Source organism: Mycobacterium canetti CIPT 140010059 (assembly GCF_000253375.1).
In the GTDB taxonomy this organism is placed as follows: domain Bacteria; phylum Actinomycetota; class Actinomycetes; order Mycobacteriales; family Mycobacteriaceae; genus Mycobacterium; species Mycobacterium tuberculosis.
This window is the reverse complement of record NC_015848.1, coordinates 707,155-718,693: the sequence shown is the minus strand read 5'-3', so window position 1 is coordinate 718,693 and position 11,539 is coordinate 707,155. Positions and strand designations below refer to the sequence as shown.

Here is an 11,539-nt window from a genome sequence, read left to right as displayed (position 1 = left end):
ACTCACGGCGGGATCGCCGCACCGATCTCGGCGGCGAACTCACGGAAGTGTGGGTGGCCCGCCGCCGCCACATCGGACACGACGAAACCCGCCGCTGCCACCGGATCGTCGGAGCGGAAGTAGTCGTACCCGTCGGCCTCGCGCGCCAGGTCGATCAGTTGCTCCAGTGCGGATGCCGCGGGCTCGGCGTCCTCGGCTCGCAGGGCGTCCTGGGCTTCCGCGGCGAGCCGCTTGAAGGTGAAACGCCAGCGCGATCGTTCCCGCGGCGACACCCGCCGGTCCCCGCCCAGGTAGGCACCCGACCGCGCCAGTGACACGAACTCGTCGACCTCCCAACCCACGATGTCCGGATCGGCCGGCGGCTTTATTTTGCGCGCCGGGCGAGCGCGCCCGGCGCTGGCCAGCTCGGCCTCGATGCGCTCCCGCATGTTTGCGGTGCCGCGCCAGTAGAGGTTCCACAGCGCCTTCCGTAGGCGATCCTCATCGAGCCCCGACGCCGCGCGGAAGAACTGTTCGCGGTTCATTCGTTTCGCCGCCACGCCGGCGATCATCCCCGGCAGCCGCCCTGGCCGCACCGTCAGGCGCGGTTGCCGGATCGGCCCCAACACCCTACGGCGTCACGGCAATCGTCGATGGTGTCGTGGAATCACGGTGCGGCCGGATGGTTGCATTGCGTACAGTGTGGATCAGCGACGAACCCGACGGCGTGCCTCGATTGGTTACCGCCTATCCACGCTAGGAGCGGACCGATGTACGCAGAACACGATGTTGTGGTGCTAACACGGGATGTTCCCGACAAATCCCTCATCGCCGGAGACGTCGGTGCCGTCGTCGGGCGCTACGCCGCGGGTGGCTACGAAGTCGACTTCACCGCCGCGAACGGCTGCACGGTAGCGGTCGTCACGTTGGCCGGCGACGATATCCGACCACGACGGCGGCGGGAGATTCCGCATGTCCGCGAGGTGGCGTAGTCGTCCGCTTTGTTCTGTGGCGGATGCTGCAACCCGACCGGGTGATGGCCGATGGACGACGAGCTACGGGGCTTACTGGCCCGATATGCGCGCGGAGAACTCTCCGCCGACGACGCGCGGCGCGCGATACTGCGCTACCCGAAGTGGCGGGTCGCCGAGATAGACGGCGAACTCGAGACCGTGGCGCTCGATGACGGCACACCGATGCTCATCGCCGAGAGTTCGGCGTCGGACGGCCGCGAATATTCCGGCCTGGAACTGGTTCGCGACATCGCTCCGCTCGTCGGTGGCCTGTCATTCGATCCCGACGAACCGTGGGGTTCGGCGTTCCGGCCGGGTGCGCTGCCCGAGCTGCAGAGCTGGGCGCGCACGGTCGAGCTCGAGGATGCCGTTGCCAAACCGGGCCCCGGCCAGCGGGATTTGCTGTACGAAGGGCCGTGGTGGGTTGCCGTCTCCCCGGGCACCGGCCGGCCCGCCGTTCACCGCGCCGACGGGTTGGACGTCATCACGATCATGACCGCGCCGGACGCGGCGGCGACATTCCGGCGAACCGAGCGACACCGCGGACTCGACGTCGTGCGGTTGGGTCCCGCACTCTGGGGCGACCTCGCCAAACGCAGCGACTTCGACGGCGTTCGGCTCAATCCGCTGCGTCCACTCGCCCAGCTGTGGCCGCCGCACGTCCCCGCGATGCTGGTCGCCGGATGCGATCCGCGCCCGAACGCCGAGCCACTGCCCGCCCGCACGGTTGCCGAAATCCATCTGTGGCTGGATCAGCATGGGGCGCGTCAAGAAAAGCGCGAACTGTCGAACCGTGCGACCCCGGTCGGCGAGGTCACCGTCGCGCGCGCCTGGTGGAACTACGACCGCCGGGAGATCGCGTTCACCCGCGTCGCTCCGGCGTCCGACACCGAAGGTCTGGGCTCGGGTCCGTCCCGGATCCTCTGCGCCGGCAAACTCCGCCAAAGCATCCAGAGCAAACTCGCCGGCTTGCCCCGGCTGACGTGGCGCGCTGACGCCTGGCACCGGCAGCGTGCCGCCCTGGCCGTAGGCTGGGCACTCGAGCTGGAGAAGCTCGTGTGTGGTGAGCGGGTTCCTTTCGCGGCGTTGCGCACACCTGAAGGCGCGCACCTGTGGCATCTGGAGCCGCAAGCGTTTACCGCACGGGCGATCCGAAAGCTTCGTGATCGCGCGGCGTCGTTCAGGTGAAACTAGCGGCGGCGCCGTGGATTTCCTGGGCATCAAGCGCTGGGCGTAGCCTGGCCAGCCGCAGAGAAGGGGAGGCGTCGTGACCGACGAGAAGTGCGTGAGATGCGGGGGCGACCAGCTCGTCGAAGGGGCCGTCGTCTGGAACGCGCCGCTGCGTTTCAAGCGCGAAGGTGCCGGCCACTTCAATCGCGGCACCCAGGTCAACGCCGTTGCCTGCGAGACTTGTGGGCATATCGACCTCTATCTCGAAAGCCGTGCCCGCGGCTCGACGAAGTGAGATTGCCACCGAGGAAACCGCGGCGGTGAGGAATAGCGGGCGTCGACGCACTGCATTTCGCGCCCTCGAAACACCGTCGCCTGCTGCAAGCTGCCGACCTTGTGTCCTACCTCCACTTTCGGAGGCGTCGGTCAGACGTCAAAGACGCCCGGTCGGTGAAGACCACCAACGATTATGGGACATCGTCGCAAACAAGATGAAGGTCTGCCAGATCTGGCCCCCTTGGACGCACGTCAGCCCCACCCGTGGGCGGGGCTACGGCCTACAGGATCCTTCTCAGGAGTCCCGATGCCCAATGTACAACACGCCGACGACACGCCGCATTGAGGTAACCGCGCGGAGCGTCGAAGATCGATTTGACCTGCGCCACAGATCCGTCGCCGTATCGGGTCCAGCCGTGTCTGGACTCCCGCCAAATCAACTGTGGCGCAGCGGTTTCGGCAAACACCCGGAACCCGTGGCGTTCGCAGGTCCACGCCCACAACTCCACACAGCGGACACCACAAAGCCCGCCGCTGCCACCGGATCGTCGGAACGAAAATAGTCGTACCCATGAGCCTCGCACCGCCGCGCCAGGCTGACGTCGATCACCGCCGATCCAGTGCCCTTTGGACGCCGGTGTGCCCAAAATCATTGCCCTTCCACAGCAGCGGCTCGCGTCGATCGATCGCCAGCGCATAGGACAGGCAGTCGCCGAAATTCAAGCCCGCGGGGTGGCCGCTGCCTCTGCCGAAATCCGCGAACGCCGCTCGGGCCAGCCGGGCCTGGCGCTCGGTCACCGGCTCGACGATGAACTCGGCTTCTTCGACAAGTTCATCCAGTGCTCTGCTGATGACCGGATCACGCTGGGAGTCAAGGACTATCCCGCATTCCAGGTAGCTGGCCGCAGACAGTCTGCGGACATCGGCGTTGGCGAGCGCGTCGGCGTAGGCCGCGGCGTCGTCCTCGTCGCGCAGAATCGCGATGATCGCCGACGTGTCGACGATCACGCCGGCAGCCCTCGCTCGTCATACAGCAGAGCATCGTGGTCGAGGCGCTTTGCTTCCGGGCTCATCCTGCTCGCGGTCTTGTGGCCGATAGCCAAGAGCCGGGCGGCGAGATCGTCGCTGCGCAGTCTGGCCAGACGCTCGTTCACCGCGGTCGCCACCGCCCGAGCCTGAGATTCGCCGGTGATTTTCGCGATCTGCTTGACCGCCTGGTGAACCGACGGATCTTTGATGTTCAACGCCATGTTAGTACCCTTCTACCATAGTGATGGTACCACTATCCCCGAAGTCAGGCCGATTCGGCGTGAGCCCCACGCACCAGATCGCACGCCGCAACGAAACGCGCCCACTCTTCGTTGTTTGGGCGAGCCCCGCCATTCGTCACGGCATCGTCGCTGACGACCAGACCGGGTCCGACATCGGCCAGCAGCTCGGAGAGTTTCAGAATTTGTCCTGCCGGGCTGTCCGAGAAGCGCTGAAATATCCTGTCACGGAGCCACTCCCGGGCGCTGTCCATGCCCGCGGCCAAATCCAGCTCGGGAAGCCGCAGCGCCCCGTTGCATCGAATCAGCTGCTCTTCGAAGCGGTCTTCCCAGCATTCGGTCCGCCACCCGCCCCAGACGTCGGGCAGGGCCTGGAAGATGCCCATGGTGTCGGCTGTTTGCCAGGCGCCCACGGTCTTTCTGGGCACGTCGATATGGGCGCCGCCCTCGGGGATAATGCCCAGCGTTAGCCGTCTGGCACCAGGACCGGGCAGCATGTCCAGCAACGCGGGCCCAAGCCATGCCTTGCTGAGGTGCCACCATAGCGGCCACAGCCGTAGTCGCCCGTCGGCGCCGACCACAGAAACCAAATGGCACAACGCGTTTCGATCATCAGACAATCGCAGCCCCGGCCGCCGGTCCCAGGTGCAGGCCGGCAGCTCGGCGCCGACGTATCCGGCGAGTTCAGCGGTTCCGTCGTACGCCCAGCCGATCGCATAGTCACGCCATACCACGGCGAGCGCACTCATCACGGCCCGGCGCTCACGCATTTCCACCATTAGTTCGTCGCCGAAGAACAACACCCGACGACGATCGAGGTCCACCACCGCCCCGCCGTCGGCCCATTCTGGGTCGACCCACTGGTCCTTGGGGCACGGTCGAAGCAACTGTGCGTACCGCAGCGCGAGCTCCGGCCCGGCGATCAGCGCATCCAGCATGCGGCAGCCCGCCCAATGCGAATAGTAGAGCTGCCAATCCCGATCTTTGACGATGACGAAGTTCGCCCGGTTTCCCATAGTCTCCCCTGACATTGACGCAGTCTCGGAACTGGCGTCGGTTGGCCACAGTCTCCACCGAGGGTCCGACACGATCGGGGCCCCGGCTCGACGCGGCATAGGGTGGCCATCGTGGCCGAATCGTTCCATGCGACCGTGCCGTGGCGAGGATCCCGGCCGAACATGGCCCATTGAACGAGGACGACATCGCACGACGCGCCCGCGAACAACAGTTCGTCGCCGACGCCAGGCACGAACTACGCACCCCGTTGGCACTGCTGACCACCGAACTCGAACTGCGCTGCGCCGGCCCAGACCCGCCGACCAGCTGAGCGCCGCCCTGCGCTCCGCGCTCGAAGAAACCCGCCGGCTCAGCGGACTGGCCGACCAACTGCTCACCCTGGCCCGCGCCGACCGCCCCGAATCCCACCCCTCCGCCAAAGCGGTGCCGATCACTCCCCTGCTGCACGAGAGCGTGGCCCGCTTCGCCGCTACTGGAGCGGACATCACCACACGCGCGGAACCGGACCTGTTCGTCTCGATCGATCCGGACCACCTGCGCCGAATCCTCACCGCCGTGCTCGACAACGCCATCACCCACGGGGACGGTGAAATCGCTGTCACCGCGCACGCCCGCGACGGTGCAGTCGACATCGGCGTCCGCGACCACGGCCCCGGATTCGCCGACCACTTTCTTCCCGTCGCCTTCGACCGATTCACCCGCGCCGACACCGCCCGCGGCGGTCGCGGCAGCGGCCTCGGCCTGGCCATCGTCGCCGCCCTCACCACCACCCACGGCGGACATGCCAACGCCACCAACCACCCCGACGGCGGGGCCGAACTCCGCATCACCCTCCCCACACCGCGGCCGCCCTTCCACGAGGAGCTTCCGCGGATCACGTCATCAGATACAAAGGACCCGAATCGGGAGCACGACACTAGCGACCAATAGTCGCCACGTCCCCGGCGCCGCTGACGGTGCGGTCGTCGGGGTCGTGGTAGCGGCGGTGAGTCGACTTCCGCACCTGAGTGGGAAGCCATTGGTATCGTATTCCCATGAAGGCTGTTGTGGATGCGGCTGGCCGCATCGTCGTACCCAAACCGCTGCGCGAAGCCTTGGGGCTGCAACCGGGGTCCACCGTGGAAATATCCCGCTATGGCGCTGGTCTCCACCTGATTCCCACCGGACGAACAGCGCGTCTCGAAGAGGAGAATGGCGTACTGGTGGCCACCGGTGAGACCACGATCGACGATGAGGTCGTGTTCGGCCTTATCGATAGCGGCCGGAAGTGAAACCGCCGCTGGCAGTGGACACCAGCGTCGCGATTCCGTTGCTGGTACGGACCCATACCGCGCATGCGGCGGTTGTCGCCTGGTGGGCACATCGGGAGGCCGCGCTGTGCGGGCACGCCCTGGCCGAAACCTACTCCGTGCTGACCCGCCTGCCGCGTGACCTACGACTGGCACCGATGGACGCCGCGCGGCTTCTTACCGAACGCTTTGCGGCACCGCTGTTGTTGAGTTCCCGCACCACTGAACATCTCCCACGCGTGCTGGCCCAATTCGAGATCACTGGTGGCGCGGTCTATGACGCTCTCGTGGCCCTTGCCGCCGCCGAGCACCGGGCTGAACTCGCCACACGCGATGCTCGAGCCAAGGACACTTACGAAAAGATCGGCGTCCACGTCGTTGTCGCCGCGTGAATCTTCAGCTGACTCAACAACTCCGACCGCTGTCCGCTCCAGGTCACCACCAACATGCCCCCCGCCCGGCTACTGGCCACGTAGAGCAGCGAGCGCTCCCGCAGCAGCGCCTCCGAGCGTTCTTCGTCGGCCACGTGGCTCAGGGCCGCCGTCGGACGGATCCGCAGCGATGATGTGGACTAATCCGCACCGCTAATGGGGACGAATCGGCAGCCAATAGGTAGACAAATCGGCAGCGTATTCTGTCCGCATGGGAGTCGTCGAACGCGCGATCGCGCCCTCGGTGCTGGCCGCGCTCGCCGACACCCCGGTCGTCGTTGTCAACGGCGCGCGTCAGGTCGGCAAAACAACACTGGTCGCGCGACTTGACTATCCGGGATCCAGCGAAGTCGTCTCGCTTGACGACGTCGCCAACCGCGACGCCGCCCGCGACGATCCCCGCGCATTCGTATCCCGGCCGGTGGACACGCTCGTCATCGACGAAGCCCAGCTCGAGCCGGGGCTGTTTCGGGCGATCAAGGCAGAGGTCGACCGGGATCGCAGGCCGGGCAGGTTCCTGCTCACGGGTTCAGCGAGGCTGCTCTCGGCTCCTGACATGGCCGACGCGCTCGTCGGGCGGGTCGAAATCATCGAACTCTGGCCGTTCTCGCAAGGTGAGCGGGCCGGAATCGCGGACGGTTTCGTCGATGCGCTGTTCACCGCACCACGCGAGCTGATCCACGGCTCCGATATGCGCCGCGCCGATCTGGTCGACAGGATCGCCACCGGAGGCTTCCCGGACATCGTCGCCCGATCGCCGTCGAGGCGTCGCGCGTGGTTCGACAACTATCTCACGACGGCGACGCAGTCGGTGATCCGCGAGATTTCGCCGATCGAGCGGCTTGCCGAAATGCCGCGTGTGCTTCGGCTCTGCGCCGCGCGTACCGGCGCCGAGCTCAACGTGAGCGCACTGGCGAACGACCTGTCGATCCCGGCTCGCACCACCGCTGGCTATCTGGCCCTGCTGGAAGCGGCGTTCCTTATCCACCGGGTGCCGGCCTGGTCGACCAACCTGAGCCGCAAGGTGATTCGCCGACCGAAACTGGTGGTCTCGGACAGTGGCCTGGCGTGTCACCTGCTCGGCGTTACCGGTGCGACGCTGGATCGCCCCGGCCGTCCACTCGGCCCGCTACTGGAGACGTTCGTGGCGAACGAGATTCGCAAACAGCTCACCTGGTCGACCGAACGGCCGAGTCTGTGGCATTTTCGCGACCGCGGCGGCGCCGAGGTCGATCTGGTGCTCGAACATCCCGATGGTCGGGTCTGCGGCATCGAGGTCAAGGCGACCAGCACGCCGCGAGCCGAGGACCTGCGTGGCCTACGTTATCTGGCCGAGCGGCTCGATGATCGATTTCAGTTCGGCGTGCTGCTCACCGCCGCGCCGGAAGCCACCCCGTTCGGCCCAACGCTCGCGGCGTTACCCGTTAGCACGCTCTGGACCGGCTAACTCTTCGAACAAATCACGGCACTTCGGCATCGGCGGCCTCCGTCCGGGCGCGCTCGCAATCTACCCCGACGGGCCCGCCATCGCGGGCGACTGCGGGCACAGCAGCGGCCGTAACCTGCGGAGATCGTGACCGCAGACATCGAGGCGAGGCGGCGCGACAGCAGCTCCGCTACACTCGTAGCATGTCTGCTACGATTCCCGCTCGCGATCTTCGCAACCACACCGCCGAGGTACTGCGGCGAGTTGCCGCCGGCGAGGAAATCGAGGTGCTCAAGGACAATCGCCCCGTAGCGCGCATCGTTCCGCTCAAGCGGCGCCGCCAATGGTTGCCAGCTGCCGAGGTGATCGGCGAACTGGTGCGCTTGGGCCCCGATACCACCAATCTGGGCGAGGAGCTGCGAGAGACGCTGACGCAAACCACGGACGATGTGCGGTGGTGAACGTACGGCGCGCCCTCGCCGACACATCCGTTTTCATTGGCATCGAGGCGACACGATTCGACCCGGACCGGTTTGCGGGATACGAATGGGGCGTCTCGGTAGTCACACTCGGCGAGCTGCGGCTCGGGGTGTTGCAAGCCTCCGGCCCCGAGGCCGCCGCACGTCGGCTCTCCACCTACCAGCTTGCGCAACGGTTCGAACCACTAGGCATCGACGAGGCGGTCTCCGAAGCATGGGCATTACTGGTGTCCAAGCTGCGCGCCGCCAAACTGCGCGTGCCGATCAACGACAGCTGGATTGCTGCCACAGCCGTGGCGCACGGAATTGCGATCGTGACCCAAGACAACGACTACGCCGCCATGCCCGACGTCGAGGTCATAACGATCTGACGGTTGCCTTTCTTGACCAGCGCGAATCCGCCGGTACCTGATCGCGCCGGCTCAGCCGGTTGGTGCCAGCATCACCTTCCATCCGTCGGCTCCGGCATGAGTCGAAGCCTCAACGGAATACACCACACCGTCGGGTGCTACGACTTTGCCGCTCTGCACGTCGTAAATGGTTGTGGGAAATGTGCTCGGGGTGTAGACGCACGGGTTGGGTTGTTGCCCATTGCACTGGACGGTGCCTGACCCAGGTCGCTGCAAAGGATCGTTGACCGGTGGAGGTGTGCCTGGCAGCTGATCGGCGGGCAGCGGGTTGATGCCATTGTTAACTGACGGCGCCGGGATCACCTGGCCTGGCTTCACCGGCTGGTCACAACGCGCGGCCGGCGCGGGACAGCTGAGCATCTGGTTGGGGTCCCCATACCAGGGATTGGTGCCCCCGGGCACATAAGCTTCATTGCTGCGGCATTCCCGCGGGGTCGCCGCCCGCTTGCCGGGCACGTCTACACACGGGTTGTTGCGTGCTCCACGAACCACATTGCTCGCGTCCATCGGAATCCTGCAGTAGGTGCCCTTGGGTAGCGGTGCGGTGCTGGTATCAGCAGGTGACCGCCACTCCGACGCCGGCAGGAAGCCGGTCAGGCACGGCGGTGGTTGGTTGAGCGCCAGGCCGCCGACACCCAGTCCGGCCTGGCCGGGGAACTCTGTAGTAACCGACTGGGCGATCGCGCCGGACTGCGGCAAGAACACCAACGCCTGCTCGACGCCGTTGTGGTAGCGCTTGAGCATATCGATTACGACCTCGAGATTGGCCAGCGTCTGCGGCAACGACTCCCGCACGTCGCTGAACGTGGCGTTGACCTGATCGGCAGTCGGTGCCGCGTTGGCCAGAATGCTTCGCACCGCCGGATCGGTCTGCGCGGTCTGAGCGGCCAGCGTGTTGAGGTTGGCGGCCCAGCGGGCGATCTCGTTGCCGGAATTGACCTGGCTATCGATGATAGGCGCCGAACGCTCGATGATGTCGTCGATGTCCTCGAGGCTGCCCCTGACATCGTGGGCGATTGCCTGGGTGGCTTCGATGAGGCGATTCAGTGAGGATCCCAGCCCGCCCACGGCCTCCGACGCCTCGTGCAGCACCGACGCGACCCGGTCTTTGGGCAGCACTGCCAATCCACGGTTGGCGGCGTCCAGCGCCGGGCCAATCTGGCTGGGGACCGTAGTCGTGGTGATCGTCTGCCCATGCCGCAGATACGGACCGCCGGTGCGGGTCGACACCAGGTCAACGAACTGCTCGCCGACCGCCGACACTGAGTGCACATTGGCCGAGGCGTCGGTGGGGATCTGGTAGCCATTGTCGATGCTCATGATTGCTCGCGCGCCCCGCTCGGTTGGTTCGACGCCGGTGACCTTCCCTATGGTGATGCCCCGATATGTGACGTTGGCTGTTCGGTATAGACCCCCGGACCGAGGCAATTCGGCATAAAGCGTGTATCGACCGATGCCGACCAGGCTGGGTATCCGCAGGAAATACCAACCAAGGACCACCACCGCGATGACCGCCAACACCGTCAACAACACCAGCTGGGTCTTGATAGCGCGAGTCAGCATCTCCTCACTCAGCCCTTTCCACCAGCGGTCCGCCCGGCGCGTCATTCGGGTTCGGCGTGTAGCGGACATCCGGGATCATGGTCTCCGGATCCCGTCCCCACGCCTGCTCGAGCGCACGCAACATTCCCGAGATGCCCGTTCCGCTCAGCAGCGCGTTGTCGAGTGCAGAAAGCGTCACGTCGAACGTCGCGGACACGTTGACGTAGTCGCCGCGGATAACGTTTGGCACCTCGTCGATGTTGAACGGAGCGGTGAGGCCTAGCTTCAACGCGCCGACCACATACGGCGAAGCCCGTTCCAATTGCCTTAACGGCCGCTGCAACGACTGCAGCGTCTGGTGAAGGTTAGGCCGGGTAGCCGCCAGCGCCCGGTTGGCGACTTCGCTGAACCGCCCCAAGGATTCGGTGGCGTCAGCGAACAGCTGACCGGTGTCGGCGAAATGCTCGATCAGCGGTGGGACGTCAGTGAGCACCCGATCCAGCGTGTCGTTGCGGTTGGCGATGATGGTCAGGAGTTGGTTGGTTGAGTCGATTGCGCGAGTCAGATCCCCGCGTTGGTTGTTCAGCTCGGCGGTGAAAGTGGCTAGCCGCTCGAGGAATTCGCGAATCTGACCGGCATGGCCGTCAAGGATGTTGAGGATCTCGGTTTGAATCACGTCGAGGTTGACGATGCCGCCGCCGGTGAGGATCAACGCGACGCTGGCCAAGGTCCGTTCGACGGTAGGGTAGGCCGAGGAGTTCTTCAGGCCGATGGTGTCGCCGCTTTTCAGCGGCTGCGGTGACGGGATTGGCGGTGCGGCCAGCTCGACATGTTGTGTGCCTAACAGGCTGGTCTGGCCGATCTTCGCGGTCGCATTTGCCGGTAGCCGCACGGTCGGCTCGAGCTCCAGCGTCAGGGTCGCGATCCAGTTCTTCAGGCTGATGTCACGCACCGTACCGACCCAGACGTCGGCAACCCTGACCCGGCTGTTAGTGTTCAGCGCCAGCGTGTCAGGCATCTGCACGTAGATCGTCATGCGATCCGGACCCATACCCCGGCCGACCGGCAGCGGAACATTGGCGATGCCACGCCAGGTACACGAAGTCAAAACCACCGGGGCCAGCAAGACCGCCAGCAAGAACACCGATCCACGGTGACCCGCGCTCACGCCGCACCTCAGGGTCCAACGGTTCGGCTTGCCGTTCGCGCTACCCGCGCTCACGCCGCACCTCAGGGTCC

At 65.8% G+C, this 11,539-nt stretch carries 16 protein-coding genes and 3 pseudogenes; 10 read left to right on the top strand and 9 right to left on the bottom strand.

Going from position 1 to position 11,539, the window contains the following annotated elements:
- Positions 1-2 precede the first annotated feature (2 nt).
- Entirely contained in the window at positions 3-608 is a 606-nt protein-coding gene (locus MCAN_RS03175) for a hypothetical protein (RefSeq protein WP_003898526.1), read from the bottom strand.
- A gap of 141 nt (positions 609-749) precedes the next feature.
- On the opposite strand from MCAN_RS03175, the gene MCAN_RS03170 reads away from it, so the two are divergent.
- Positions 750-971: a DUF4926 domain-containing protein gene (locus MCAN_RS03170; RefSeq protein WP_003898525.1), complete on the top strand. Its 222-nt coding sequence runs from the start codon at positions 750-752 to the stop codon at positions 969-971.
- Between the two features lie 51 nt (positions 972-1,022).
- Complete coding sequence (locus MCAN_RS03165; protein ID WP_014000323.1) at positions 1,023-2,180, top strand: hypothetical protein; 1,158 nt, start codon at positions 1,023-1,025, stop codon at positions 2,178-2,180.
- On the opposite strand, the gene MCAN_RS23905 is transcribed toward MCAN_RS03165, so the two are convergent.
- A complete protein-coding gene (locus tag MCAN_RS23905; RefSeq protein ID WP_016719609.1) occupies positions 2,173-2,466 on the bottom strand; it encodes a hypothetical protein in 294 nt (97 codons plus the stop codon). The genes MCAN_RS03165 and MCAN_RS23905 overlap by 8 nt on opposite strands.
- Positions 2,467-2,489: 23 nt before the next feature.
- Between MCAN_RS23905 and MCAN_RS24035 the strand changes: the two genes are divergently transcribed.
- Entirely contained in the window at positions 2,490-2,657 is a 168-nt protein-coding gene (locus MCAN_RS24035) for a DUF3800 domain-containing protein (RefSeq protein WP_077385191.1), read from the top strand.
- A 217-nt stretch (positions 2,658-2,874) separates the two neighbouring features.
- Here MCAN_RS24035 and MCAN_RS23340 read toward each other — a convergent pair.
- From MCAN_RS23340 to MCAN_RS03145, 4 genes and pseudogenes are all read right to left on the bottom strand, one after another.
- Positions 2,875-3,039, bottom strand: a pseudogene (locus MCAN_RS23340) (hypothetical protein); the annotation flags it as partial.
- 5 nt (positions 3,040-3,044) lie between these two features.
- Entirely contained in the window at positions 3,045-3,446 is a 402-nt protein-coding gene (locus tag MCAN_RS03155; protein WP_014000322.1) for a type II toxin-antitoxin system VapC family toxin, read from the bottom strand.
- Positions 3,443-3,688 carry a type II toxin-antitoxin system VapB family antitoxin gene (locus MCAN_RS03150; RefSeq protein WP_003403184.1) on the bottom strand — a complete coding sequence of 82 codons (246 nt, stop codon included), beginning with the start codon at positions 3,686-3,688 and terminating at the stop codon, positions 3,443-3,445. The genes MCAN_RS03155 and MCAN_RS03150 overlap by 4 nt, the downstream gene beginning before the upstream one ends.
- A 44-nt stretch (positions 3,689-3,732) precedes the next feature.
- Entirely contained in the window at positions 3,733-4,203 is a 471-nt protein-coding gene (locus tag MCAN_RS03145) for a hypothetical protein (protein WP_003898523.1), read from the bottom strand.
- Positions 4,204-4,919: 716 nt separating this feature from the next.
- On the opposite strand from MCAN_RS03145, the pseudogene MCAN_RS20975 reads away from it, so the two are divergent.
- The 4 genes and pseudogenes from MCAN_RS20975 to MCAN_RS03130 form a co-directional block, all read left to right on the top strand.
- Positions 4,920-5,033, top strand: a pseudogene (locus MCAN_RS20975) (histidine kinase dimerization/phospho-acceptor domain-containing protein); the annotation flags it as partial.
- A gap of 113 nt (positions 5,034-5,146) precedes the next feature.
- On the top strand, positions 5,147-5,653 hold the full coding sequence (locus tag MCAN_RS03140) for a two component system sensor kinase HK1 (RefSeq protein WP_003900973.1): 507 nt from the start codon (positions 5,147-5,149) through the stop codon (positions 5,651-5,653).
- Positions 5,654-5,757: 104 nt separating this feature from the next.
- The gene (vapB27, locus tag MCAN_RS03135) at positions 5,758-5,994 is read left to right on the top strand and encodes a type II toxin-antitoxin system antitoxin VapB27 (RefSeq protein ID WP_003403139.1); all 237 of its coding nucleotides are present in this window, start codon (positions 5,758-5,760) and stop codon (positions 5,992-5,994) included.
- Entirely contained in the window at positions 5,991-6,404 is a 414-nt protein-coding gene (locus MCAN_RS03130) for a type II toxin-antitoxin system VapC family toxin (RefSeq protein WP_003403137.1), read from the top strand. The genes vapB27 and MCAN_RS03130 overlap by 4 nt, the downstream gene beginning before the upstream one ends.
- Here the strand turns inward: MCAN_RS03130 and MCAN_RS24030 are convergent.
- Positions 6,365-6,553: pseudogene (locus MCAN_RS24030) on the bottom strand (hypothetical protein); the annotation flags it as partial. The gene MCAN_RS03130 and the pseudogene MCAN_RS24030 sit on opposite strands and share 40 nt — an antisense overlap.
- Before the next feature lie 101 nt (positions 6,554-6,654).
- Here MCAN_RS24030 and MCAN_RS03125 point away from each other — a divergent pair.
- The 3 genes from MCAN_RS03125 (at position 6,655) to vapC4 (ending at position 8,719) form a co-directional block, all read left to right on the top strand.
- Complete coding sequence (locus tag MCAN_RS03125) at positions 6,655-7,890, top strand: ATP-binding protein (protein WP_014000321.1); 1,236 nt, start codon at positions 6,655-6,657, stop codon at positions 7,888-7,890.
- Positions 7,891-8,072: 182 nt separating this feature from the next.
- Complete coding sequence (vapB4, locus tag MCAN_RS03120) at positions 8,073-8,330, top strand: type II toxin-antitoxin system antitoxin VapB4 (RefSeq protein WP_003403125.1); 258 nt, start codon at positions 8,073-8,075, stop codon at positions 8,328-8,330.
- Positions 8,327-8,719, top strand: a complete 393-nt coding sequence (vapC4, locus tag MCAN_RS03115; protein ID WP_014000320.1) for a type II toxin-antitoxin system toxin ribonuclease C4 — start codon at positions 8,327-8,329, stop codon at positions 8,717-8,719. Before vapB4 ends, vapC4 begins: the two co-directional genes overlap by 4 nt.
- Before the next feature lie 51 nt (positions 8,720-8,770).
- Here the strand turns inward: vapC4 and MCAN_RS03110 are convergent, their stop codons facing one another.
- Positions 8,771-10,321 carry an MCE family protein gene (locus MCAN_RS03110; protein ID WP_014000319.1) on the bottom strand — a complete coding sequence of 517 codons (1,551 nt, stop codon included), beginning with the start codon at positions 10,319-10,321 and terminating at the stop codon, positions 8,771-8,773.
- A 4-nt stretch (positions 10,322-10,325) separates the two neighbouring features.
- Complete coding sequence (locus MCAN_RS03105) at positions 10,326-11,468, bottom strand: virulence factor Mce family protein (RefSeq protein ID WP_044080049.1); 1,143 nt, start codon at positions 11,466-11,468, stop codon at positions 10,326-10,328.
- Between the last annotated feature and the right edge of the window lie 71 nt (positions 11,469-11,539).